The organism is Acinetobacter sp. 742879, from assembly GCF_000588535.1.
In the GTDB taxonomy this organism is placed as follows: domain Bacteria; phylum Pseudomonadota; class Gammaproteobacteria; order Pseudomonadales; family Moraxellaceae; genus Acinetobacter; species Acinetobacter pittii.
The window spans coordinates 1-25,332 of sequence record NZ_JFYC01000026.1 but is presented as its reverse complement, the minus strand read 5'-3'; the positions used below and the strand labels follow the sequence as shown (position 1 = coordinate 25,332).

Annotated in this window: 23 protein-coding genes, 2 tRNA genes and 3 rRNA genes; 11 read left to right on the top strand and 17 right to left on the bottom strand. The window is 39.9% G+C overall.

Annotation, left to right across the window (positions count from 1 at the left end; all coding sequences use genetic code 11):
* The first annotated feature begins 2 nt into the window (after nucleotides 1–2).
* On the top strand, nucleotides 3–1,943 hold the full coding sequence (locus J690_RS22810; protein ID WP_032038630.1) for an acetyl/propionyl/methylcrotonyl-CoA carboxylase subunit alpha: 1,941 nt from the start codon (nucleotides 3–5) through the stop codon (nucleotides 1,941–1,943).
* A 54-nt stretch (nucleotides 1,944–1,997) separates the two neighbouring features.
* Here J690_RS22810 and J690_RS22805 read toward each other — a convergent pair whose 3' ends face one another.
* From J690_RS22805 to rplM, 9 genes are all read right to left on the bottom strand, one after another.
* Nucleotides 1,998–2,417, bottom strand: a complete 420-nt coding sequence (locus J690_RS22805; RefSeq protein ID WP_002117819.1) for a roadblock/LC7 domain-containing protein — start codon at nucleotides 2,415–2,417, stop codon at nucleotides 1,998–2,000.
* Nucleotides 2,410–2,970 (bottom strand): GTP-binding protein, encoded by a 561-nt coding sequence (locus J690_RS22800; protein WP_032038628.1) that lies wholly within the window; start codon nucleotides 2,968–2,970, stop codon nucleotides 2,410–2,412. Before J690_RS22800 ends, J690_RS22805 begins: the two co-directional genes overlap by 8 nt.
* An 8-nt stretch (nucleotides 2,971–2,978) precedes the next feature.
* Nucleotides 2,979–3,944, bottom strand: a complete 966-nt coding sequence (locus tag J690_RS22795) for a hypothetical protein (RefSeq protein WP_032038626.1) — start codon at nucleotides 3,942–3,944, stop codon at nucleotides 2,979–2,981.
* Nucleotides 3,945–4,027: 83 nt separating this feature from the next.
* Nucleotides 4,028–4,387 (bottom strand): roadblock/LC7 domain-containing protein, encoded by a 360-nt coding sequence (locus J690_RS22790; RefSeq protein ID WP_003656109.1) that lies wholly within the window; start codon nucleotides 4,385–4,387, stop codon nucleotides 4,028–4,030.
* 340 nt (nucleotides 4,388–4,727) lie between these two features.
* Nucleotides 4,728–5,384: a hypothetical protein gene (locus J690_RS22785; protein ID WP_005065252.1), complete on the bottom strand. Its 657-nt coding sequence runs from the start codon at nucleotides 5,382–5,384 to the stop codon at nucleotides 4,728–4,730.
* Nucleotides 5,385–5,401: 17 nt separating this feature from the next.
* The gene (locus tag J690_RS22780; protein WP_005804921.1) at nucleotides 5,402–5,836 is read right to left on the bottom strand and encodes a ClpXP protease specificity-enhancing factor; all 435 of its coding nucleotides are present in this window, start codon (nucleotides 5,834–5,836) and stop codon (nucleotides 5,402–5,404) included.
* Nucleotides 5,837–5,842: 6 nt separating this feature from the next.
* The gene (locus tag J690_RS22775) at nucleotides 5,843–6,496 is read right to left on the bottom strand and encodes a glutathione S-transferase N-terminal domain-containing protein (protein ID WP_005065247.1); all 654 of its coding nucleotides are present in this window, start codon (nucleotides 6,494–6,496) and stop codon (nucleotides 5,843–5,845) included.
* A 174-nt stretch (nucleotides 6,497–6,670) separates the two neighbouring features.
* Nucleotides 6,671–7,057, bottom strand: coding sequence for a 30S ribosomal protein S9 (rpsI, locus tag J690_RS22770; RefSeq protein ID WP_002048725.1), 387 nt, complete (start codon nucleotides 7,055–7,057; stop codon nucleotides 6,671–6,673).
* 12 nt (nucleotides 7,058–7,069) lie between these two features.
* A complete protein-coding gene (gene rplM / locus J690_RS22765; protein ID WP_002117832.1) occupies nucleotides 7,070–7,498 on the bottom strand; it encodes a 50S ribosomal protein L13 in 429 nt (142 codons plus the stop codon).
* 173 nt (nucleotides 7,499–7,671) lie between these two features.
* On the opposite strand from rplM, the gene pdxA reads away from it, so the two are divergent.
* The 3 genes from pdxA to J690_RS22750 are packed head-to-tail and all read left to right on the top strand — an operon-like array spanning nucleotide 7,672 to nucleotide 10,334.
* Nucleotides 7,672–8,655, top strand: a complete 984-nt coding sequence (pdxA, locus tag J690_RS22760; protein WP_081405297.1) for a 4-hydroxythreonine-4-phosphate dehydrogenase PdxA — start codon at nucleotides 7,672–7,674, stop codon at nucleotides 8,653–8,655.
* A gap of 23 nt (nucleotides 8,656–8,678) precedes the next feature.
* On the top strand, nucleotides 8,679–9,491 hold the full coding sequence (rsmA, locus tag J690_RS22755; RefSeq protein ID WP_005065242.1) for a 16S rRNA (adenine(1518)-N(6)/adenine(1519)-N(6))-dimethyltransferase RsmA: 813 nt from the start codon (nucleotides 8,679–8,681) through the stop codon (nucleotides 9,489–9,491).
* Nucleotides 9,492–10,334, top strand: coding sequence for a symmetrical bis(5'-nucleosyl)-tetraphosphatase (locus tag J690_RS22750; RefSeq protein ID WP_032038621.1), 843 nt, complete (start codon nucleotides 9,492–9,494; stop codon nucleotides 10,332–10,334).
* Nucleotides 10,335–10,427: 93 nt separating this feature from the next.
* Here J690_RS22750 and J690_RS22745 read toward each other — a convergent pair whose 3' ends face one another.
* The 4 genes from J690_RS22745 to hflX all read right to left on the bottom strand — a co-directional run bounded on the left by J690_RS22745 (nucleotide 10,428) and on the right by hflX (nucleotide 13,388).
* Entirely contained in the window at nucleotides 10,428–10,871 is a 444-nt protein-coding gene (locus J690_RS22745) for a DUF2147 domain-containing protein (protein WP_002117847.1), read from the bottom strand.
* Between the two features lie 82 nt (nucleotides 10,872–10,953).
* Entirely contained in the window at nucleotides 10,954–11,628 is a 675-nt protein-coding gene (locus tag J690_RS22740; RefSeq protein WP_005804924.1) for an LrgB family protein, read from the bottom strand.
* Between the two features lie 10 nt (nucleotides 11,629–11,638).
* Entirely contained in the window at nucleotides 11,639–12,010 is a 372-nt protein-coding gene (locus J690_RS22735; RefSeq protein WP_002117849.1) for a hypothetical protein, read from the bottom strand.
* Between the two features lie 34 nt (nucleotides 12,011–12,044).
* Nucleotides 12,045–13,388: a ribosome rescue GTPase HflX gene (gene hflX, locus J690_RS22730; protein WP_014207696.1), complete on the bottom strand. Its 1,344-nt coding sequence runs from the start codon at nucleotides 13,386–13,388 to the stop codon at nucleotides 12,045–12,047.
* A 218-nt stretch (nucleotides 13,389–13,606) separates the two neighbouring features.
* Between hflX and J690_RS22725 the strand changes: the two genes are divergently transcribed.
* Nucleotides 13,607–14,416 carry a lysophospholipid acyltransferase family protein gene (locus J690_RS22725; protein WP_032038619.1) on the top strand — a complete coding sequence of 270 codons (810 nt, stop codon included), beginning with the start codon at nucleotides 13,607–13,609 and terminating at the stop codon, nucleotides 14,414–14,416.
* Here the strand turns inward: J690_RS22725 and J690_RS22720 are convergent, their stop codons facing one another.
* Nucleotides 14,417–16,042, bottom strand: a complete 1,626-nt coding sequence (locus J690_RS22720) for a phospholipase D family protein (protein ID WP_032038618.1) — start codon at nucleotides 16,040–16,042, stop codon at nucleotides 14,417–14,419.
* 106 nt (nucleotides 16,043–16,148) lie between these two features.
* On the opposite strand from J690_RS22720, the gene J690_RS22715 reads away from it, so the two are divergent.
* Nucleotides 16,149–17,159 carry a metallophosphoesterase gene (locus J690_RS22715; RefSeq protein ID WP_005804928.1) on the top strand — a complete coding sequence of 337 codons (1,011 nt, stop codon included), beginning with the start codon at nucleotides 16,149–16,151 and terminating at the stop codon, nucleotides 17,157–17,159.
* 49 nt (nucleotides 17,160–17,208) lie between these two features.
* Here the strand turns inward: J690_RS22715 and yfiB are convergent, their stop codons facing one another.
* From yfiB to yfiR, 3 genes are read right to left on the bottom strand one after another with little or no spacing between them, the layout of a single operon-like run.
* The gene (gene yfiB, locus J690_RS22710; RefSeq protein ID WP_002117846.1) at nucleotides 17,209–17,688 is read right to left on the bottom strand and encodes an outer membrane lipoprotein YfiB; all 480 of its coding nucleotides are present in this window, start codon (nucleotides 17,686–17,688) and stop codon (nucleotides 17,209–17,211) included.
* 14 nt (nucleotides 17,689–17,702) lie between these two features.
* Nucleotides 17,703–18,926 carry a diguanylate cyclase DgcN/YfiN gene (gene dgcN / locus J690_RS22705; RefSeq protein WP_005065229.1) on the bottom strand — a complete coding sequence of 408 codons (1,224 nt, stop codon included), beginning with the start codon at nucleotides 18,924–18,926 and terminating at the stop codon, nucleotides 17,703–17,705.
* A gap of 5 nt (nucleotides 18,927–18,931) precedes the next feature.
* Nucleotides 18,932–19,435, bottom strand: coding sequence for a regulatory sequestration protein YfiR (gene yfiR / locus J690_RS22700; protein ID WP_002117836.1), 504 nt, complete (start codon nucleotides 19,433–19,435; stop codon nucleotides 18,932–18,934).
* 540 nt (nucleotides 19,436–19,975) lie between these two features.
* Between yfiR and J690_RS22695 the strand changes: the two genes are divergently transcribed.
* The 5 genes from J690_RS22695 (at nucleotide 19,976) to rrf (ending at nucleotide 25,324) form a co-directional block, all read left to right on the top strand.
* Nucleotides 19,976–21,513 (top strand): 16S ribosomal RNA (locus J690_RS22695).
* Nucleotides 21,514–21,572: 59 nt separating this feature from the next.
* Nucleotides 21,573–21,649: transfer RNA gene (locus tag J690_RS22690), tRNA-Ile, on the top strand.
* A gap of 55 nt (nucleotides 21,650–21,704) precedes the next feature.
* Nucleotides 21,705–21,780 (top strand) — tRNA-Ala (locus J690_RS22685).
* A 352-nt stretch (nucleotides 21,781–22,132) separates the two neighbouring features.
* Nucleotides 22,133–25,023 (top strand): 23S ribosomal RNA (locus tag J690_RS22680).
* A 186-nt stretch (nucleotides 25,024–25,209) separates the two neighbouring features.
* A 5S ribosomal RNA gene (gene rrf / locus J690_RS22675) occupies nucleotides 25,210–25,324 on the top strand.
* Together the 16S, 23S and 5S rRNA genes with 2 tRNA genes alongside form the textbook arrangement of a ribosomal RNA operon.
* The last annotated feature ends 8 nt before the right edge of the window (nucleotides 25,325–25,332 follow it).

Here is a 25,332-nt window from a genome sequence, read left to right as displayed (position 1 = left end):
TAATGAAATTTTCAAAAGTACTGATTGCCAATCGTGGTGAAATTGCAGTTCGAGTCATGCAAACTGCTAAGGCAATGGGCTATCAAACTGTCGCAGTTTATTCGGATGCAGACCGTAATGCTCGCCATGTGCAAGAGGCCGATGAAGCTGTTTATATTGGTGCTTCAAAAGTATCTGAGTCTTATCTTTCAATTGGCAAAATAATAGATGCTTGCAAAAAAACTGGGGCAGATGCTGTGCATCCGGGTTATGGTTTTTTGTCAGAAAATACTGATTTTGCTCAGGCGTGTATCGATAACCAGATTACGTTTATTGGGCCCACCGCTTCAGCAATTGAGTTAATGGGAAGTAAACGACTTTCAAAAATTGCCATGATTGAGGCGGGCGTCCCTTGTATACCGGGCTATGAAGGTGACCGACAGGATCTCGAATATTTGGCAACACAAGCAGAACAGATTGGCTTTCCAATTATGGTCAAAGCTTCCGCGGGTGGTGGTGGCCGTGGCATGCGTTTGGTACAGCAAGCATCCGAATTGGTTGAGGCATTGCAAACCGCACGTTCCGAAGCTGAAAATGCATTTGGTTCTGGCGAGCTCATTTTAGAAAAAGCAGTGATTGCGCCACGCCATGTCGAAATTCAGGTTTTTGGTGATACTCACGGCAATTATGTGTATTTATTTGAGCGTGATTGTTCGATCCAACGCCGTCACCAAAAGGTTGTTGAAGAGGCGCCATGTCCAGTGATGACGCCTGAACTGCGTCAGCAAATGGGTGAGGCTGCTGTAGCTGCGGCTAAAGCATGTGCTTACATAGGTGCGGGAACTGTTGAGTTTTTACTTGATACATCGGGTGCATTTTATTTCTTAGAAATGAATACACGCTTGCAGGTTGAGCATCCAGTTACTGAACTTATTACTGGATTAGACTTGGTTGAATGGCAGTTACGTGTTGCGAATGGTGAACAATTGCCTTTGCAACAGCATGAATTGACCTTAAATGGTCATGCAATTGAAGTGCGTTTGTATGCAGAAGACCCGCGCCAAGATTTCTTGCCACAAACAGGTCAAGTCTTACGTTGGAAGCCCGCAACTTTGCCAAATGTACGAATAGATCATGGCATGTTGGCAACTGATGAGGTTAGCCCATTTTATGACCCGATGGTGGCGAAGGTGATTGCATATGGGAAAACCCGTGAGGATGCGATTCGCTTACTGGCGCGTGCAGTTGATGACTGTGTGTTGCTAGGTGTAAATAGTAATAAGCAGTTTTTGGTCAATTTACTGCGACATCCAATCGTGGTTGCAGGGGATACTAATACTGCATTCATTCAACAGCATTTTCAAAACGACAGCAGTCTACATAAGCAGGTTCTATCTTTAGAAACCTTAGCAATTGCTGCGGCATTATTTAGCCAAAGTACAGGTACTGCAGTGTGGCAAACTGGTCTAGGTGTGCCATTACCATTAAAGCTTAAATATGATGATCAGCAAGTTCAATTGCAGCTTTCATCGCTAAATAATACGTTTACGGTACAGCTCTGCGATCAAACTATTTGTATTGAAGTGCTTGAAAGAACGATAGAGCAATTAGTTTATTTAATTGATGGTGTACGTCGCCGTGTGCAATATGTACTGGATGGTGATCAACTTTATTTAGATCGAGATAATGGCAATGTCGCAATTCGCAACGTAACTTATGCTGCCCCCGAAATAGCTGATGTGGCTGGTGATGGCAAAATTCGTGCGCCAATGGATGGCGCTGTAGTGAATATCTTGGTCAATAAAGGTGATCAAGTCATAAAAGGCCAAACTTTATTAGTGCTTGAAGCCATGAAAATCCAACAGCAGATTAAATCGGATGTGGATGGGGTAGTTGAAGATGTTTTAGGTCAGCAAGGGCAGCAAGTAAAAAAACGGCAGATGTTATTTACTATTCAAATCTAGTAAAAAATACCGCTCTATATGAGTGGTATTTTACTTTAAATCAGGAGTCCTGATTTATTCTCCATCGGCCTCTGCAATTGTCTGACTTGCTTTTTTTAGGCTATATAGTAGTTGACCTAAAAGGACTTCTTTATTACTTAGCGTAACCATGACCATTGGGTGATGGACAGCAGGAATAGCAGTTAAAATGGCCTTGCCATTATCTGCATCTAAAGTAATGTTGTTACAGCCCGTGAGTTGAATCTCTTTTAAAAATGCAGTGACCATTGCCAAAATTGAGCTACTTACGGCTGCTAGCTTAGTAGTGTTATGGTGGTTCTTGTGGCTCACTGTTGCTAATTCAAAACCATCAGAAGAGCAAATCATGACAAAATCTACACCACGCGTATTCATCAAAATATTATGAGCTTCGGCTTTTGCAAGTTGTAGTAACTGTGTTGGAGCGGTTCGCTTTTGAGTTGGGATACTAAGCATGATCATTCCCTTGAGATGTTAAGCCTACCTTGACTTCAAGTGATGCAATTAATGATTCAACCATCATTAAAATTTGTTCTTGCTCACGTGCATCAATAAAAAAAAGAGGGTATGGCAGTGCATTTGCTTTTATCCAATGACGATATTGTTGAAGTGATGACTTTTTATTTTCGTCAACATGAGTAATACCAATCGCAATATTGTCGTTATAATTTTTAAAGGTTTCTAAATAGCTTTCTAACTCGGCAATTGGATTAGAGCTATTATGATCTAATAATAAAATAACACCGATTGCACCTTCACAAATGACCGACCATATAAAATCAAAACGGCTTTGTCCTGGAGTTCCATAGAGTCCGATTTTGATTCCATCATCTAAAGTAATTTCACCATAATCAATGCCTACTGTGGTCTGGGTTTTATGATGGCTTTGAACATCTGTATTGAATGCTTCTGTTTCTAGAATTGGAATTTCAGATAGTGATTTAATCGCTTCTGTTTTTCCTGCCCCCATGCTACCTGCAAAGACAATTTTATATTGCTGTATAATCATAACTTCCCTTAAAGACCAAATCGCCGTCTAATTTTCCCTATAAAATTTTTTAAAAAATGATTCTCTGTATTTGAATTCTTTAAGTACGAATTTGGTGTGTAAGTGCATTTGCTTGCAGAAACAAATTTTCCATTATTTGCCATTAAGCAAGCTGTAACGAAGCGTAAGACATCATCAATTGATAAGTTAAGCTGGTTAGCCACATCAGTAATTTTTGCTCCCTGTATAAAGCATGCAGAGAGTTGTAGGCTCACTTTTCTATATTCTTTTTGATAGGGCTGTGGCCAATGATCAATTTTAAAATAGCTATCCTTCGAGGCTAGATTTTCAAAATTGTTTGAATTCCAAATCAGATTCCATAACCAGTCCTGTAAATAATAATCTTTTTTACGCGAAACCTTAGTGAAGTCTGAAGTATTAGCAAAAGTAAAATCAAAGCTTTGATTAGTTTGCGTATGTTGGCGTGATGGCTCTAACCAAGCAATTTGAGTTCTATTATCAATAATGGCTAGAGTACCTTTATCATCAAAAATATGTAGTCTGGCATTTTCTGGACTGTGTAAATTCCTTATAAACTTATCATCAATCAACAGTAGCTCATTTGATAAATCTGAAACTACAGCAGTATTTTTTTTGTTCAAATACGATAATAAGTTTATTTCTATCCAGTTAAGTAAAGACTCTACTTTTTCTAGTGGCAGATGCAGGGTGTGTTCATCAACTTGATATCCATTTTTTGAGGGAGTTTTACTAATTTTTAAATAAGGACATTTTTTCTTTTGAAGAATATTTTGAATATTATCTGAATCAAAAAAGTTTTCGTTAATTAATAATAGATCAATATGAATATTAGAAATATTAACCCAATTAATATCATACTGATTAGATATTAAATTTCTGATTAAAGTTTTTAATTCATCCGAAACTTTTAAGCTTAAACCAGAGGTTGCAATATTTATGCAATGCCTATCCATAGTATCACATTAAATTTTATTGAATAAGAGAGGGGTTTTAATGTGCTCTTTATAATAGGTATAAAAAGCACATTTCAGATTAATTAGCTAAAGTCTAACTCTTTTTCAAATGACTTTAACTCGTGGCGAGCCATTGCTAAATTTGACTTACTCCGGTCAAGGACTAAGTAAAGGAATAAATTATTATTACTTTCTAGAGGTCTAATTAAATGGTAAGCCTTACCTAATGTAATTAAAATGTCTTCAATATTGTCATTTAATTTCAAAGCATTGGCGATGTTTCGTTTTGCGCGGATTACTTCTGTATTGCCGGCAGCTGCCAATTCTAAATCAATTTCCCCACCACCTTGAGTTGCAAGTGATAAACCACTTTCTGAATCAACAAGTGCAGATGCAATAAAACCATCAATTTCAGTTAAGCTATCTAAAGAAAGTTTAGCCATATTTTTATCTCTCAGGATTCTAAAATTATATTTACTACTTTTTCCTAAAAGTAGTTGAAATTCATTATATTTCTGCTCAATTTGAAGTCAATAAATCAAAGAAATAGAGAAATTGTTGTTTTGGGAAATAAGTGACAGAAAATGTCAGATTATAAAAAATATTATAAGATTATTTTTACATTATACTTTTAATATTGTGCTGAGTTTTACATTATATATTTTAAAATCTGAATAAAACAATTGTAATAGAATATTAATAAAATATTGAAAAATAAAATATTCTAATTTTAATCATAAAAAGGGGAATAATGAATTCCCCTTTTTTTATATAAAAATTAAATTAAACGAGCTGTGTATAAATACAGTAGAGATAGCCCAAAATTGCTAAAGCAACTACAGGGGCAACAATCTTTGACCATGTAGGTACAGAAATTTCGGCAGCTTGTTCTTCAATATGCACGTCATCATGATGAGGTTGGGCTTGGTGAACCATTTGGTTGAACTCCTTCATTGTTGTATCCAATGATAGCTCTTCTTGTTCCACAGGTTTAGAACCAATTAATTCATTTAGGTGGTTTGTTGACCAAACCCAATCTTCAGCTTGACCTGATAAGTGTTCAATCTGACCTAAAATTAATTCTTTTAAGCCATTATGCCCAAAACCACCTGTTTCATCGAGCTGATTAAGTTCTGCTAACTGCAAAGTTAAAATCTCAGAAATACTCTGTTCTAGTTCTGAATTTTTTAAAGTCGACTGATTATGTTTAGAAGTCGTTAAATGACGAGCAACTTCTTGAATATAAAGTGGATCTGAGGTTTTGATTTCTTGATAAATCTTATTATCATTCTGACGCCATAAACTAATCAGTTTTCCAAGCGTAAGAATATTCACCTCATCAATCAGTTTATTTTTTTCATTAACTGGATATTGATTTAAAAGCTGAGGCTTTTGAATTTTTATCTGCTCAGCAAAGTATTGGACTAAATCAAATGCCATGCTTTCTTCCTCTAAATTTAATCTAAAATTCTTAACGATGGTTTTTTCTTAGTCGATGTTGTTTCAGTTGCTTCTTGTACTTCTGACTCTACTGTATTTTCTACAGGTGTTACATTGGCATATTCTTCAGGATCAAAGAATAAACCTTGTCCATTTTCTCGTGCGTAAATCCCTAAAACAGCTTGAATAGGGACATAAATGTCTTTTGATGCTCCGCCAAAACGAGCTGAAAAAGTAATAGCTTCATTGGTAATAAGCAATTGATGAACTGCATGGGGCACAATATTTAGAACAATTTGCCCATCTTTAACAAATTGTTGCGGAACGTCGGTATACGGTTGTGTCGCATCAACTAATAGATAAGGAGTAAGCTGGTTATCACAAATCCATTCATAGATTGCACGAGCAAGATAAGGACGTGTAGGGGTTAAATCAATAGTTTGCTCAGACATATCACGCTATTCCATATTTAATAGTTCATTGTAACGGTTTTTCTCTTGAGGCGTCATTGATTTAGCAAAAGAAGGCCGTTCAAAGATACGTTTACAGTACAAAAATATAGGTCGACAGTGCTGTTTTGGTAAATCAATTCCCATGCTATTTAATCTTAAAAAGATAGGGGCAAGCATGCAGTCTAAGATTGTAAAATTCTCAGACATGAAATACGGAAAATGCTGAAATAGGGGAGTAAGTGAAATTAATGTTTCACGTAGTTCTTTTTGAGCTTTTTGCTTTTGTTCGACATTTAGTGAGTCAGCATGTTTTAACATGTGATCTGCTAACTTAAACCAGTCGTTTTCAAGTCTCCAGATATACTGACGCTGTTCCGCACGCATCATAGGTGCATCTGCATAAAGCTTACTTTGACGATAACGATCATCTAAATATTCAGCGATGATAGGTGCTGAAAATAATTTAAGATTTTGTTCGACCAACATCGGTAATTGGTTGTAAGGATTTAAGCTGGCTAAATCTTCATCTTCATGGTCAGTTATGATTAATTGATATTTGATTTGTTTTTCTGCTAATAAGAAACGAATCCAATGAGAACGGAAATCATCAGCATGACTGTAAAGGGTAATCCCCTGAATAGAGGTGTTTTCGACCGACATATCACAAGACGACGTGGTTGAGTGAATCGATTAGGATACTAAAAATGCTGTAGGAAATCACGGTTCTAAAGAGATAGTTTGTTTATATTTATAAGTTTGTATTTGCTGGCTCTATTTTCATAATAAAAAAGCCTTGGAAAAATCCAAGGCTTTTTGTCCAACTCGATAAACGAATTAACGTTTAGAGAATTGAGGACGTTTACGAGCTTTACGTAAACCAAGTTTCTTACGTTCAACTTCACGAGCATCACGAGTAACGAAACCAGCTTGACGTAGAACAGGTTTTAAAGTTTCGTCAGCAGCGATAAGCGCACGAGTAATACCGTGACGGATCGCGCCAGCTTGACCACCGATACCACCACCTTTAACAGTGATGTAAAGGTCAAACTTTTCAGTAACTTCTAAAAGTTCTAAAGGTTGACGAACAACCATACGAGCAGTTTCACGACCGAAATATTGCTCTAAAGTACGGTTGTTAATAACGAGTTTACCTGTACCAGCTGACAAGAAAACACGTGCAGTTGCGGTCTTACGGCGACCTGTACCATAATTAGTAGCCATGTGCTGTATCCCTTAGATGTCCAAAACTTGTGGCTGTTGAGCAGCATGCGGATGCTCAGTACCAGCGTACACTTTCATTTTTTTGATCATTGCATAACCAAGAGGACCTTTTGGTAACATGCCTTTAACCGCTTTTTCAAGAACAGCTTCAGGTTTGTGAGCAATTAACTTCTCGAAGTTAGTCTCACGGATACCACCAGGGAAACCAGTATGGCGATAATATTTCTTATCAAGTGATTTTTTACCAGTCACTTGAACTTGTTCAGCATTAATCACAACGATGTAATCGCCAGTGTCAACGTGAGGAGTATAAGAAGTTTTGTGCTTACCGCGTAAACGACGAGCGATTTCAGTCGCAAGGCGACCTAAAGTTTTGCCAGAAGCATCAACAACATACCAGTCATGTTGAACTTCAGCTGGCTTAGCGCTGAGAGTTTTCATTAAACCACTACCTATTATAGTTGGTTTGGACTATGGAATCTGTCCAAACAAAAGGAGCGAGCATTCTAAACGAGTTTGTCCAAACTCACAAGAAAAATCCAGTTTAAGCCATATAATTTAATCCATAAACTGATAAATGTTAGATATGTTAAAATCAAACAAATTCTTGTTATGTGTCTGGAGTGATTGTGCTGCCATTATATGTCACTTCCGGTGAGCCGGCTGGTATTGGTCCAGATATCTGTTTGAGCTTGGCTAAGCGGGTTGATGAACGCCCTGTTGTTGTTTTGGGTGACCAAAATTTATTAGAACAACGTGCCCAAAAACTTGGGATCGATATTCAATTTATAGAATATACCGGGCAGCCTGAGTCATCATCTCTGAATGAACTCTATATAGAACATGTGCCTTTAGAGGCAGCTGTCATTGATGGTCAATTAAACCCAGCTAATGCAGCCTACGTATTAGAACAACTGCGTCGTTCAGCAGATTATGCAATGTCTGGTAAAAGTGTTGGAGTAGCCACGGCACCCGTGCAAAAATCGGTTATTAATGATGCTGGTATTTTGTTTAGTGGTCACACTGAATACTATCAAGAGTTTGCAGGCGTAGAGCGTGTCGTCATGATGCTTGCAACCAAAACTTTACGTGTTGCCTTAGCAACTACACATTTACCCTTAAGAGATGTATCAGATGCGATTACCAAAGAGCGTTTGCATCAGGTCATTGATATTTTACTGCATGACTTAAAAACTAAATTTAAGATTACAGACCCACGTGTACTCGTGTGTGGCTTAAACCCTCATGCAGGTGAAGATGGTTATTTGGGTCGTGAAGAGATTGAGACCATTAATCCGGTACTCGAAAGTTATCGAGCGCAAGGGCTTAAAATGAGTTTAAGCTTGCCGGCAGATACTTTGTTTACTCCAGAACATCTTAAAAATGCAGATGCTGTACTTGCCATGTACCATGATCAAGGTTTACCTGTGTTAAAATCACAAGGGTTTGGTGAAGCCATCAATATTACATTGGGTTTGCCTTTCATTCGAACTTCGGTTGACCATGGCACAGCGTTGTCTTTGGCTGGGACTGGTTTGGCAAAAAGCTCAAGTTTAAATGTCGCTGTTGATTTAGCTTTATCTTTAGCAGCGAGCTAAATTTTTCATGTTGGAAATGTTCTATGTATCAAATTAATGCCCTAAACCCGAAAGATGAAGGGCATAAAGCTCGTAAACGTTTTGGTCAAAACTTCTTACATGATCAACGAGTCATTGCCAAAATTGTGCGCTCTGTAAGTCCGCGTACAGGCGACAATATTGTCGAGATTGGACCTGGTTTAGCTGCCTTAACATCTCCTTTAATTGGGGAATGTGATGCATTAACAGTAGTGGAGCTAGATCGTGACTTAGCTGCTGGGCTACCAGAACGTGTTCCACATCCTGAACGTTTGACGATTATAGAAGCTGACGCATTAAAATATGACTTTAGCGAACTGGTAAAAGATGGCCGACCATTACGTGTAGTCGGTAACTTACCTTATAACATTTCAACCCCATTACTCTTTCATCTCTTGGAATTTGGCAGCAAAGTTAAAGATATGCACTTTATGCTGCAAAAAGAGGTGGTTGACCGTATTACTGCTGAACCGAATACGAAAGAATATGGACGCTTGTCGGTAATGATTCAATATTACTGTCAACCAACATTTTTATTTGAAGTGCCGGCTGGTGCATTTAACCCACCACCTAAAGTAACGAGTGCTGTTTTCCGCCTTGTTCCTTATGATCAAAAGCCAATTACAGCAAAAGATGAAAAAGCTTTAGCTCGGCTGGTTGCCCATGTATTTACTCAGCGCCGCAAAACATTAAGAAACAGTCTTAAAGGTATGATTGCAGAAGATGGCTTTGAAAAAGCTGGTGTTGATCCGATGGCTCGTCCAGAGACCTTAACACTTGCCCAATTTGTTGCTTTGGCCGATCAAATGGTGGCGTAAATGACTAAGCGTTTTAACTATGTTATTGGCGATGTGCAGGGGTGTTTTGAAGCTCTAAAAGCCTTGCTTAAAGAAATACGTTTTGATCCAGATCAAGACTTTTTATGGTTTGCTGGTGATTTAGTCGCACGTGGTGAAAACTCGGTAGGGGCATTACGTTTTATTAAAAAGCTTGCTGATCGTGGAGCTGCTGCAACTGTACTTGGAAATCATGACCTGACTTTAATTGCGGGTGCGCGTGGTTTAAAAGAGATTAAAGAAAAAGATCGTACCCAAGACGTTATTGATGCTATTGATGGTGATGAGTTAATCGATTGGTTACGTAAACAGCCATTATGTTTATTGCCAAACGAGCATACGATCCTTACACATGCTGGCATACCTTGTATTTGGGATGCGCAAAAAACTGTAACGTTGGCAAAAGAGGTTGAGGCTGTACTCGCAAACGAAGATTTATCTGTATTGGATGCTTTTTTAGCAGACATGTATGGTTCTAAACCAGATTTGTGGGGAGATAACCTAACTGGTTCTGCGCGTTTACGTTGTATTACCAATTATTTGACTCGCATGCGTTTAACCAATGCCGAAGGGGCTTTAGAGTTTAGTTTTAAAGATTCTTTGGATGCACCAATGCCGGATGGTTATTTACCTTGGTTTGAATTTCCGAGCAAAGCCGCACAAACTCATCAGATTATTTTTGGTCATTGGGCTGCGCTCGAGGGTAGAACTGTTAATGAGCAGATCCAGAATATCGATGGTGGCTGTGTTTGGGGCAGAAAATTAATGGCTTATCGACTTGAAGACAAAGAAATTTTTTCTGTTGAAAATCCTGTGCAAATATAAGAAAAGCAATGTTTTTCTATGAGTGCAAGATGAAGCTTGTAGCTGAGCTAAAAATAAAAAAAGCCGCAGAAGCGGCTTTTTTATTAGGAACTATTATTCTACTCGAATCCAGATTTGATTACGCCCTAAAGCTGAAACTCCGAGATAACCGCGCATATGTAAGCGTTTGCCAGTTGAACTAAGTTTTGCTTTAAGTCCGTAAACTTTGCCAGTATTTGGATCTAAAATTTTACCGCCAGTATAGTTCAGTCCATCTACCTGTTTTAAACCAGTTGCGATATCCAGACCTAAAATCGGTTTATTGGTATAGGGCGCAGGGCAATTATCACAAATTTCTTTAGGCGTATAACCTGGGCGTGGCGTTACTTTGATAATTTTCCCAGCATATGTCCCGTTCGCTTCTTTTCGTATTTCTACCTGTGCTTTAGGAGCACCTGTCTTATCATCAATTGTTTGCCAGAGACCTGTAATATCTGCTGCGAATGTAGCAGTATTAATCCCCAATAAGAGCAGAGCTCCAATAAAAATTTTCCCCATAATTAAAAATCCTTTTAACTTTGAAAGGTCATCTTATTTGGAATTGATAGACCGTTCAATGTTTATTTAATCAACTTCTTAATTATGGTGTTCCAAAAGATAACATTAATGTTGGTAGCCAAATTGCAGTAAATACACCGTTCAATGCCATACCAAATGCAGCGTAACGGCCTGCAACAGGCCCACGTTGCCAAGCTTGAGCTGTTCCGATGGCGTGTGCAGCTAAACCTAAGGCTAAACCTGATGCTCTCTCATCATGAATATGTTTAAGTAAGAATGGTGAGAATGCTGCGCCAATTACCCCAGACAAAATAACAATAAGGGTTACGAGTGTTTCAGGAGCATGTAATAAAGTCGCGATGTTCAGAGCAATTGGAGTGGTTACTGCACGGGTGGCAAATGCAAGAATGGTAGGTTCAGACATATGTAACAAATAAGCCAGCCCCATAGGTAGAGCAACGGCGCTAATACTTGCAAAAAGTAAAATACCAATGACCGATTTAATTGGAAGATCATCGTAGCGCATTGCAGCTAAAGGAATGGCTAAGGCTACAGTGACATAACCTAATAGATGGCCAAATAAGTCATTCACATAAAGACGATACTGCTCATATGGCACATGTAAAACTGAAAGTAAGCCAATCACAATGAACATGCCGAAAACTAAAAGTGGAACTTGCGGGAAACGTCGGTTTAAAGGCTTTGCACACAGATAACCAATGAGTGTGATCAAAAATCCGTAGAAAATCGTAAACATTTTATTCTCCTTATAACCAACGTTTTGCCATTTTTGCATAGACCCACAAAGGTATAAGGGTACTGACCACTAAAACGAAAAGAAATAATGGAATTTCCTTACCCATATGTACGAGCATAATTAATGAACCTGCACAGATGGGTAAAAAAGCGAAACCACTTTCTTTCATGATTTTATTATTGGTATCTACTATTCGAAGTGGAATTTTTTTAAACTTTCTCCAAATCAGTAAAATAATAAGTAAGCTGATTAGACCGACCAGATTACCTAATTCTGGATGACCAAAAGCACGCATGACAACGACAGAGCCTTCACGAAAACCAATAATGAGTAGTAATGTAATTACCCATGCTGTCCAGTCTATACTTTTGATCTTATCCATATTTTTTTATCTCTAAAAGTTTACTTATCAAGTTTTAACTGATATCGCCCTTGATTTCAAACTCTTCCAAGGGGCGCTTAAATTGACTCGCGTGTTCTCCCAAGATTTCATCCAATGGAAGTTTTGCTTGGCGAATCAGCTTTTCTAACTTATGTGGTGCAATCTTCACGTCAATATGTAATAAGCCTGCATCATCATAATGTTCAGACTCAATAACATTTAAGGCGTAAAGTTGAGTACGTAATTTGCCATAAGCAGGCTTAAGTACGAGTGAAAACTTTTGAATTTGGCCCATTAAGCATTCTTGTACTGCTTTTTGGAGCAACTCTAGACCTTGACCAGAATGAGCTGAAACATACACTCGATCTGGGACGTGGGGCTCAGCATAAATGATTTTGGCCTCTTCACCACTTAGGTCAATTTTGTTGTACACCCGAAGTACGGGAGCATCAGCACCAATGTCTTTTAATACACCTTCAACTGCTTCAATTTGGTCAAGCATGTCATGGCTACTACTATCAATAACATGCAGTAAAAGGGTCGCTTCTAGTGTTTCTTCAAGTGTTGCTTTAAATGATTCAACCAAATCATGCTGTAAGTTTCGTACAAAACCTACTGTATCTGCTAGCACAACAGTACCGATACCATCCCAGTCTAAACGGCGTAGGGTTGGATCTAGTGTTGCAAATAGTTGATCAGCTGCGTAGACATCACTATTAGCTAAAATATTAAATAAAGTCGATTTACCAGCGTTGGTATAACCTACTAATGAAACTGTTGGAATAGCTGCCTTTTGTCTTGCAGCACGCCCTTGCATACGAGTCTGTTGGACTTTGTCTAATTTATCTTTTAATTGGGTAATACGAACACGAATGAGACGGCGATCTGTCTCTAGTTGTGTTTCACCAGGACCACGTAAGCCGATACCACCTTTTTGTTGTTCAAAGTCGGCAGACCAACCACGAATAAGACGAGTAGATAAATGTTTAAGCTGAGCAAGCTCGACTTGTAACTTACCTTCATGTGTACGGGCACGCAGCGCAAAAATATCTAAAATTAAGCCTGTGCGGTCAATAACTCGGCATTTTAATATTCTTTCTAGATTTCGTTCTTGAGCAGGTGATAACGCATGGTCAAAAATAACCAGACTCGCTTCTAGCTCCTGAACTTGCTCTGCAATTTCTTCGACTTTTCCTGAGCCAATAAAAAATTTAGGATTAGGCTTATTACGCTGAACCTTAATATGTTCAAGGATATCTGCACCAGCAGACTGTGCAAGTAGAGCAAACTCTTCGGCATCCAGATCATCTAATAATTGTACAGAAACACTCACTAAGATGGTGCGTTCACCGCCTTGATGCCGATCAACATATTCCACGTGGCTATAAATCCTGAAAATGGGAAAACTTTATTCTAGAGGAAACTTAAGCAAAAGGGGAAAGCGTTTGTTCTTATCCTTTAGATTAGTTATATGAGATTAGTCTAGTGTTCAGATTTATTTTATTTGCCGTTCTCTATCGTCAATGCAAGTTTATTACGAAACGTATAGAATGACTTGAGATGGGTATAACAATGATTAATCGTTAGTGAAATTTTATGGCTCAAACGCAAAGTATAGTTAATTCAACGTTAAAGAAATTATCAAAAATAGGTTTATACGGAAAAAAGGTCACTTCTGCCACGGCTGCAATTAGTGAAGGTTTTTATCTAGTTTATCGACATGGGCTTTATAAAGATCCTAATAATCCTGTTAATACACGTTATGTCCAATACTTTTGCCGCCGTTTATGTCAGGTTTTCAATTTAGATATAGAAGTACATGGCACAATTCCTAGAGAACCAGCTTTATGGGTAAGTAATCATATTTCTTGGCTAGATGTTGCGGTTCTAGGTTCAGGTGCGCGAGTTTTCTTTCTGGCTAAAGCTGAAATTGAAAATTGGCCTATTCTTGGAAATTTAGCCAAAAGTGGTGGAACGTTATTTATTAAGCGTGGATCTGGCGATTCCGTCAGAATTCGTGAGCAAATTGCTGAATTTTTAAAACAGAATATTCCAGTATTATTTTTCCCTGAAGCCACAACTACAGATGGACATTCTGTTAAAAAAGTACATGGACGATTACTAGGAGCAGCGATTGAAGCACAGCGTCCAGTACAGATTTGTTTGATTTGTTATGTAAATCGTGATGGGCAATTAGATACAGTTGCGCCATTCATTGGTGACATGACATTTGCCGAACATATTCAACGTGTACTTGAAATGCCTAAAGTAACAGCTCATCTGTTAACTTTGCCTCCTATTTCAGTGGAAGGGCATGACGTCAAAAGTTTAACGCGCGAAGTTCAAGAAAAAATGGTAGAAGGTTTGGCTCAACTACATCAAAAAGTACTTAAGCCAAAAAACTAATTACATAAATCCTTCAAGCGGCAGCCATGAAAGAAACTTCATGCCTGCTTTTTGCCACCATTTCATCTCAGGTTCCTGTCTATAAATTACAGGACCATTTGGAGTTTCTTGCTGCCAATAAATATGGTTGTTAGTGTCGAGCTTTAATTTATAAGCATACTTATTTAAATTTTCATCCATTGTATGGTGTATCGTCTTAGCCAGTGATGGGCTATCTAAAATCACACCAATTTCAGTATTTAAGTAAGCCGAGCGCGGATCAAAGTTAAATGAACCAATAAAAACCTGCTCATCTAATGCCATAAGTTTAGTATGTAAGCTTGATCGGCTTAGCCCTTTCATATTTACTTTAGCTTTAGTGGCAAGCTCATCTGTATTTTTATTTAAATCTCTTTTATCTGGTGTTGGTAAAAATTCATAAAGTTGTACGCCGTTTTTAAGCAGTTCTTTACGATATTTCCCATAAAAAGCATGTACAACAGCAACGTCATTCGCTTTAAAAGAGTTCGTTAAAACTCGAACTTCAACACCCTCTTTGGCAAGCGTGCTTAAAATCTTGGCACCTTGTTTTTCTGGAATAAAATAAGCAGAGATTAAGTCAACGTTACTTTCTGGTTTTTCCAAATGATTAATTAACTGGAAATTGAGGTGTTCTTCTTTCTTAGCTTTCGATTTGATTTTATCAGGTGAGTCTTTTACGACTTCTGCTTTGACCCAATCAAATTGAATATTGTGATTTAGCCATTGATCAAATGCATGAGATTTTGCGGTTAAGTTTAAAAAGTTTTGGACGGTAGCTTGTTGATAGTGTGCTTCAAGCTGTTCTTTTAAGCCTTCATAGCGTAAACGGTGCTGCTCAGGACTTACGATACTTTGAACTGAATATGCATATTCATGATTCCAGTAATCATCAAACGAATTTACGATATCATCAACAGCAGCGCCTACCAACATTACATCGACATCAGAAAACTGATAGCTATCGCTTACATTGTAATATTGATTGGTCATGTTACGCCCGCCAATAAGAGCAACCTCATTGTCGGCAATAAAACTTTTATTGTGCATACGACGATTGATACGTTTTAAATCAAGCACCATATCCATCGCACGATATTTGCGGAAACGGTAGGGATTAAAAAGCTTAACTTCAATATTTTTATGCTGAGAAAGGGCCAGTAAAATCCCTTCGATTTTTTTTGCATTATTGTCATCAATAAGAAGTCGGACTTTTACACCTCGATCAGCTGCACGAATAATCGCGTGCAAGGCTAAAGCACCAACTTTGTCATTATCCCAAATGTAATATTGTAAATCTAAAGTCTTTTCGGCTTTATCAATTAATCTAAGTCGAGCCGCGAGAGCCTCCAGAGGATCATTTAGAACATGGAAACCCGTTAACTTTGGATTTTGCTGGCGTAAAGGTGTAATAATTTTGGCAAGTGAAGTCTCAGAGGTATCAATGTCCTTTGCATATTGCACAGGCTCAACACCATGTTTTGGCAGAGTACTACATCCTGTCAAACCCACAGCAAAACTTGAACATAGGACTATAGAGGCTTTTATCAAAAAGCCTTGAGCTTGTTGATTCGTTTGAAGCTGTTTGAAATGAAAGGATTGTGCCATAATCAGTACATACGATAAGGTGAGCTAGAGTATAATTCGTGCATATTGAAAGATAAATATTGAATTTGATTACTAGCAATCAATATAAGATAAGTCGAGAGTCGTAATGTGGAATCCAAATTCAATCATTTTTTGTTTTTACTTTATTTTTTCAATACTTGCTCTATGGGGAATTTCTGAGGCTTGGATTCATCAATCACGAACCGAGACGATTCATCCATTTAAAGCTTTTGTACATCTACTCGCATTTTATCTCTCTTATCTACTTATTCCTCTCTGGTTTTTTAATTTATATGCTGCTTGGATTGGTTACTACTCAATTCATCAAGGTATTTTCATCTTTTTCTTAAGTGGCGTGTTAATTTACGCCCGATTTATCGAACCTCATTTAGTGCGTGTCGATACTCATCAATATCGCTTAAATCCGGATCGTAGTTTTGATAAACCAGTAAAAGTAGCCTTAATTGCAGATTTACATATTGGTTTATTTTCAGGACATGAACGTCAGCTCAAAACCATCGTTAGAAAATTAAATGAACAGCAACCTGATTTAGTGGTAGTCGCTGGTGATTGGACATATGAGCCGGAAGATAGACTGATTGAAGAGTTAAGAGTTTTAAAAGAAATTCAGGCACCTGTATATTCTGTTCCTGGGAATCATGATGAGCAATATCCTGGTCCACCAATTCAGCAACTATTAAAAGATGCCCTATTTTATAATGAAGTTGTTGATATCGAAGGTAAGATTGTTGATTTTGAAGAATTTCGTTTGATTGGTATTGGTGACCTATGGGCAGGCAAAACCGATATGCGTTCTATGCCAGATTTACCGCAAGACAAGCCTTGGTTAATTTTATCTCATAACCCCGATACGGTAGATATGGTACCTAAATTACCGAATCGACCATTAATGTTATCTGGACATACACATGGAGGGCAGGTAGAGCTTCCATGGTTGACCAACTATATTATGAAAAAAGTATCAATTTTAGGTCATAAGCGTGGATTTTACTCTCACGAGCATGCGGATGTCTTTGTTACCGTTGGCACAGGAATGGTTGGAATTCCTTTGCGTTTCAGAGTGCCACCAACCATTGATATTATTGAGCTAGTTTAAAATAAAAAAGCCAATCACAGAGGATTGGCCTTTTATGAGTTAAATCTACTTATGGAATAACGACAATCGCAACACGTCGGTTAATCGCACGGTTTTCATTGGTTGTATTTGGCACATAAGGTTGCGTTGAACCACGGCCAATTACGTAGATGTTTTCTTTTTTAAATCCACGTGTTAAGAAAAGGTTTGCCACACTTTGAGCACGCTCTTCAGATAACTTTTGGTTATATGTAGCATCACCAACATCATCAGTATGACCAACAATTTTCAATTTATTCAGGTCATATTTATTCAGTTGATTTGCCAGACGTACTAACTCAGCTTCATGACTCTGTTTTAACTGCGCATTATTAAAGTCAAATAATAAGCGTTCTGGTAAACCTAAAGTCCAGCCTTCATCAGTAAGAACGAAACCTTCTTTTTTGAGCAATTTTACTTGACGATATTTTAATGGACCAAAACTCAGGCACCCTGCAAGAGTAATGCATAGCAATGCAATAAAAGAGAGTTTTAAAGATCTTGTATTCATAGATTAGCCTAAATTTAATTTTCAGGTTTATAGATAAACCAGTGTTCATCCGAATTTTTAGCCTTATACATTGCTTGATCTGCTTGCATAATGAAATCTTCGGGGCTAGATGCAAATTGTGATAAAGCAATACCTACACTGAAACTGAAGTAAATGGTTTGACCATTTAGATGCAAAGGTTCTTTACAGCTTTCGAGTAAATTTTCAGCAATAGATATTAAATGATCAGCATGACTAATGGAATGCAAAATGACAGCAAATTCATCACCACCTAACCTTGCAATAAAATCTTGATGACGCAAACGAGTTTGCAGGCGATTCGCCATTTCTTTTAAAACTTCATCGCCAGCTAAATGGCCAAATTGGTCATTAATTGCTTTGAAGTTATTGTTATCTATAAATAATAATGCAGACTTATTATCAAACCCTTTATCTTCAAACATGTCTAAAAGGATTTGATAAAAATAATGTCTATTAGGTAATAAGGTGAGTTGGTCGTGATGAGCCTGAAAGGATAATTTACGATTTTCCTTTTGCAGCTGATTATCCCATATTTGAATTTCTTCAAGTAACTCGTTAAAAACGGTATTTAAATCTTGAAATTCTTTAATTCGGTTGTAAGGGAAGCGAAGATTATAAGCTTTTTGTTCACTTACAATTTGAGCAATATTAGTAAGTGGGTAAATAGCCTGCATAATTTGACGATAAGTTAGATTTACTGACCACCATAAAGCGCAAACAATAAACAACATTGCAATCGCAAGCCCTACCATAATCATTTTTAGGAACTGCAATATTTTTTCAGAGCTACCAAAAAGTGTAAGTTCACCTACATTTTGTTCATGATGATAAATTGTAAGATGAACAGGCTCATTTAAAAACCAATGATCAAACCAGCCTTCTAAAATTGAAGTTTGACTTGATAATTTAAAACTTTGGGCGATCAGATGATGTTCTGAATCGTAAATATGAATAGTACGAATTGAATGATCATTCGTGTACTCATTCAAAATCTGCTCTATTGTAATTTTATCATTAAACACGACTGCGGGCTGAATACGCTCTAATAGAGTATGACTAAGCAATTGCAAATTCTGTTTGGCATAAGTTTCCATAGTAAAAACAGAAATTGAGACAAACGTAAAAGAGCAAATGAAAAAAGTAATAGCAAAAATAGTAAATTGAGATTTTCTAAATAATGCGTGTAGTGAAGTGGACTGATACAACTTTGATATCATGATCCTTACTCCGCATTCTTAGCCAAGAGCAATACTCTCGGATCAATATGGACTTTGGAGTGACTTAAAGCATCTAAGTTAACTTTAAAGGTAGTGTAATTATTCTGAGTATATAAACAAAAGATACTTCCTATCTCGCACTCTGAATTATTAATACTTAAAGAAAGTAAAGAATGATAAGGATAGTTTTGAATAAGGTTTTGTTGTTGCTGCGGAGAAGTACTAGAAAAATAGACAGCCTGACAATGTGACCGAGCAAAATCTTTCGCATTTACAGTTTGAACACGATAATTATAAGACATTTGCTGGATATAAGATTGAAAAGTAGATGTAATAGAAGGGTTATCAATTACACAAAGAGTAGGAGTATTTACATTCTCCCACTTACTGTAGCTTAGGATAGATAAAGTAAGTACATAGAAATTATGTTTTGAATTGGCATAACAAGGCCCACTCGTAGCAAGCACTACAAGTATGCAAACAAATACTTTTTTAGCGAACTGCCACATGGTGAGTTAATGCCAAACTATTGCACGAATAATCTATTCTACATGAAGTTGATAACGTAAAAAAAGTTTAATATCTCATCTAAAAGCGACCAAAAAGCTTAAAAAGTATCCAGTTGATGATATTGATTTAAAAAAAGGGTTGCAAAGGGGATGAGATGGTCTATAATGCACATCCATCGGCGGTGATGCAGATAGAAACTTGTTGAAAAACAGTTACTTGTGATTAAGTTGGTTGCTTTAAGTGATGAATTTGATGGTAAGTTGGTTTGAGAGATAAGTTTTAAAAATATCGAAATTACCTGTTGACTTTTAAGAGATTAAGAGTAATATAGCCGACCTAGCTTGCTGGTGACGAACCAGGAAGAAGATCATTAAGAGAATTGAAGAACAACTTGTGTGGATTTTTACTGATTGATTAATCGAAATAATTTTCATTGATTGATTGGTTTAAATTACTCGAAGTTTATTTGAGCGAAATTTAAGTCAGTAATTGATGAGCCAGAATTGGCACCTTGTCTTTAATAAGGTGCAAAATGATTTTAACTGAAGAGTTTGATCATGGCTCAGATTGAACGCTGGCGGCAGGCTTAACACATGCAAGTCGAGCGGAGAGAGGTAGCTTGCTACTGATCTTAGCGGCGGACGGGTGAGTAATGCTTAGGAATCTGCCTATTAGTGGGGGACAACATTTCGAAAGGAATGCTAATACCGCATACGTCCTACGGGAGAAAGCAGGGGATCTTCGGACCTTGCGCTAATAGATGAGCCTAAGTCGGATTAGCTAGTTGGTGGGGTAAAGGCCTACCAAGGCGACGATCTGTAGCGGGTCTGAGAGGATGATCCGCCACACTGGGACTGAGACACGGCCCAGACTCCTACGGGAGGCAGCAGTGGGGAATATTGGACAATGGGCGCAAGCCTGATCCAGCCATGCCGCGTGTGTGAAGAAGGCCTTATGGTTGTAAAGCACTTTAAGCGAGGAGGAGGCTACTTTAGTTAATACCTAGAGATAGTGGACGTTACTCGCAGAATAAGCACCGGCTAACTCTGTGCCAGCAGCCGCGGTAATACAGAGGGTGCAAGCGTTAATCGGATTTACTGGGCGTAAAGCGCGCGTAGGCGGCTAATTAAGTCAAATGTGAAATCCCCGAGCTTAACTTGGGAATTGCATTCGATACTGGTTAGCTAGAGTGTGGGAGAGGATGGTAGAATTCCAGGTGTAGCGGTGAAATGCGTAGAGATCTGGAGGAATACCGATGGCGAAGGCAGCCATCTGGCCTAACACTGACGCTGAGGTGCGAAAGCATGGGGAGCAAACAGGATTAGATACCCTGGTAGTCCATGCCGTAAACGATGTCTACTAGCCGTTGGGGCCTTTGAGGCTTTAGTGGCGCAGCTAACGCGATAAGTAGACCGCCTGGGGAGTACGGTCGCAAGACTAAAACTCAAATGAATTGACGGGGGCCCGCACAAGCGGTGGAGCATGTGGTTTAATTCGATGCAACGCGAAGAACCTTACCTGGCCTTGACATAGTAAGAACTTTCCAGAGATGGATTGGTGCCTTCGGGAACTTACATACAGGTGCTGCATGGCTGTCGTCAGCTCGTGTCGTGAGATGTTGGGTTAAGTCCCGCAACGAGCGCAACCCTTTTCCTTATTTGCCAGCGAGTAATGTCGGGAACTTTAAGGATACTGCCAGTGACAAACTGGAGGAAGGCGGGGACGACGTCAAGTCATCATGGCCCTTACGGCCAGGGCTACACACGTGCTACAATGGTCGGTACAAAGGGTTGCTACCTAGCGATAGGATGCTAATCTCAAAAAGCCGATCGTAGTCCGGATTGGAGTCTGCAACTCGACTCCATGAAGTCGGAATCGCTAGTAATCGCGGATCAGAATGCCGCGGTGAATACGTTCCCGGGCCTTGTACACACCGCCCGTCACACCATGGGAGTTTGTTGCACCAGAAGTAGCTAGCCTAACTGCAAAGAGGGCGGTTACCACGGTGTGGCCGATGACTGGGGTGAAGTCGTAACAAGGTAGCCGTAGGGGAACCTGCGGCTGGATCACCTCCTTAACGAAAGATTGACGATTGGTAAGAATCCACAACAAGTTGTTCTTCATAGATGTATCTGAGGGTCTGTAGCTCAGTTGGTTAGAGCACACGCTTGATAAGCGTGGGGTCACAAGTTCAAGTCTTGTCAGACCCACCATGACTTTGACTGGTTGAAGTTATAGATAAAAGATACATGACTGATGATGTAAGCTGGGGACTTAGCTTAGTTGGTAGAGCGCCTGCTTTGCACGCAGGAGGTCAGGAGTTCGACTCTCCTAGTCTCCACCAGAACTTAAGAGAAGTTCGGATTACAGAAATTAGTAAATAGAGATTTCGGTCTTGGTTTATTAACTTCTGTGATTTAAGTATCACGGTATTAAGCATGACCTGACGAAGGCATGTTTATTCATTAACAGATTGGCAAAATTGAGTCTGAAATAAATTGTTCACTCAAGAGTTTAGGTTAAGCAATTAATCTAGATGAATTGAGAACTAGCAAATTAACTGAATCAAGCGTTTTGGTATATGAATTTAGATTGAAGCTGTACAGTGTTTAAGTACACAGACAACAGATAGTAGCGATGAAGAATCGCACGGACAACACTCACTTGTAGGTGTTGACGACTGTTTGGGGTTGTATAGTCAAGTAATTAAGTGCATGTGGTGGATGCCTTGGCAGTCAGAGGCGATGAAAGACGTGATAGCCTGCGAAAAGCTCCGGGGAGGCGGCAAATATCCTTTGATCCGGAGATTTCTGAATGGGGGAACCCACCTACTTTAAGGTAGGTATTGCAACATGAATACATAGTGTTGCAAGGCGAACGAGGGGAAGTGAAACATCTCAGTACCCTTAGGAAAAGAAATCAATTGAGATTCCCTCAGTAGCGGCGAGCGAACGGGGATCAGCCCATTAAGTTATGTGTGTTTTAGTGGAACGCTCTGGGAAGTGCGAACGTAGAGGGTGATATTCCCGTACACGAAAGGGCACACATAATGATGACGAGTAGGGCGAGGCACGTGAAACCTTGTCTGAATATGGGGGGACCATCCTCCAAGGCTAAATACTCCTGACTGACCGATAGTGAACCAGTACCGTGAGGGAAAGGCGAAAAGAACCCCTGTGAGGGGAGTGAAATAGATCCTGAAACCGCATGCATACAAGCAGTGGGAGCACCTTCGTGGTGTGACTGCGTACCTTTTGTATAATGGGTCAGCGACTTATATTCAGTAGCGAGGTTAACCGTATAGGGGAGCCGTAGAGAAATCGAGTCTTAATAGGGCGTTTAGTTGCTGGGTATAGACCCGAAACCAGGCGATCTATCCATGAGCAGGTTGAAGGTTGGGTAACACTAACTGGAGGACCGAACCCACTGTCGTTGAAAAGCCAGGGGATGACTTGTGGATAGGGGTGAAAGGCTAATCAAGCCTGGTGATAGCTGGTTCTCCCCGAAAGCTATTTAGGTAGCGCCTCGGACGAATACCATAGGGGGTAGAGCACTGTTTCGGCTAGGGGGTCATCCCGACTTACCAAACCGATGCAAACTCCGAATACCTATGAGTACTATCCGGGAGACAGACTGCGGGTGCTAACGTCCGTAGTCAAGAGGAAAACAATCCAGACCGCCAGCTAAGGCCCCAAAATCATAGTTAAGTGGGAAACGATGTGGGAAGGCATAGACAGCTAGGAGGTTGGCTTAGAAGCAGCCACCCTTTAAAGAAAGCGTAATAGCTCACTAGTCGAGTCGGCCTGCGCGGAAGATGTAACGGGGCTAAAACTATGTGCCGAAGCTGCGGATTTGACATTAGTCAAGTGGTAGGGGAGCGTTCTGTAAGCCGATGAAGGTGTATTGAGAAGTATGCTGGAGGTATCAGAAGTGCGAATGCTGACGTGAGTAACGACAAAACGGGTGAAAAACCCGTTCGCCGAAAGACCAAGGGTTCCAGTCCAACGTTAATCGGGGCTGGGTGAGTCGACCCCTAAGGCGAGGCCGAAAGGCGTAGTCGATGGGAAATTGGTTAATATTCCAATACTTCTGTGTAATGCGATGAGAGGACGGAGAAGGTTAAGTCAGCCTGGCGTTGGTTGTCCAGGTGGAAGGATGTAGGTATGTATCTTAGGCAAATCCGGGGTACTCTATACTGAGATCCGATAGCAAGCTGTACTTGTACAGTGAAGTGGCTGATACCATGCTTCCAGGAAAAGTCTCTAAGCTTCAGTTACACAGGAATCGTACCCGAAACCGACACAGGTGGTCAGGTCGAGTAGACCAAGGCGCTTGAGAGAACTCTGCTGAAGGAACTAGGCAAAATGGTACCGTAACTTCGGGAGAAGGTACGCTGTTGTTGGTGATGGAACTTGCTTCCTGAGCTGACGACAGCCGCAGAAACCAGGCCGCTGCAACTGTTTATTAAAAACATAGCACTCTGCAAACACGAAAGTGGACGTATAGGGTGTGATGCCTGCCCGGTGCTGGAAGGTTAATTGATGGGGTTAGCGTAAGCGAAGCTCTTGATCGAAGCCCCAGTAAACGGCGGCCGTAACTATAACGGTCCTAAGGTAGCGAAATTCCTTGTCGGGTAAGTTCCGACCTGCACGAATGGCATAATGATGGCGGCGCTGTCTCCAGCAGAGGCTCAGTGAAATCGAAATCGCTGTGAAGATGCAGTGTACCCGCGGCTAGACGGAAAGACCCCGTGAACCTTTACTGCAGCTTGACACTGAACTTTGACCTTACTTGTGTAGGATAGGTGGGAGGCTTTGAAGTTGGAACGCTAGTTCCAATGGAGCCGTCCTTGAAATACCACCCTGGTAATGTTGAGGTTCTAACTCTGTCCCGTTATCCGGGACGAGGACCGTGTCTGGTGGGTAGTTTGACTGGGGCGGTCTCCTCCTAAAGAGTAACGGAGGAGTACGAAGGTGCGCTCAGCGTGGTCGGAAATCACGCGTAGAGTATAAAGGCAAAAGCGCGCTTAACTGCGAGACCCACAAGTCGAGCAGGTACGAAAGTAGGTCTTAGTGATCCGGTGGTTCTGTATGGAAGGGCCATCGCTCAACGGATAAAAGGTACTCTGGGGATAACAGGCTGATACCGCCCAAGAGTTCATATCGACGGCGGTGTTTGGCACCTCGATGTCGGCTCATCTCATCCTGGGGCTGAAGCAGGTCCCAAGGGTATGGCTGTTCGCCATTTAAAGAGGTACGCGAGCTGGGTTTAGAACGTCGTGAGACAGTTCGGTCCCTATCTACCGTGGGCGCTGGAAATTTGAGAGGATCTGCTCCTAGTACGAGAGGACCAGAGTGGACGAACCTCTGGTGTACCGGTTGTGACGCCAGTCGCATCGCCGGGTAGCTATGTTCGGAAGGGATAACCGCTGAAAGCATCTAAGCGGGAAGCCTACCTCAAGATAAGATTTCCCTAGGAATTTATTCCTCTAAAGAGCCGTTCGAGACTAGGACGTTGATAGGTTGGATGTGGAAGCATAGTGATATGTGAAGCTGACCAATACTAATTGCTCGTGAGGCTTGACTATACAACACCCAAGCAGTTGTATATGAAGCATCAATCGATTCATAAACATGCAAAGCAACTTGATTTAGTTAAACACTTAGCTAAAATGAACAACGAAAAATCAGACCAATCAGCCCATCTGTAAAGATTTGGAAAACGCAACGTATCACACAGTGAATAAAACGAAGCAAGTATCCATACCAGTTGTGCTGGCGACCATAGCAAGAGTGAACCACCTGATCCCTTCCCGAACTCAGAAGTGAAACCTCTTAGCGCTGATGGTAGTGTGGGGTTACCCATGTGAGAGTAAGTCATCGCCAGCTCATTATTC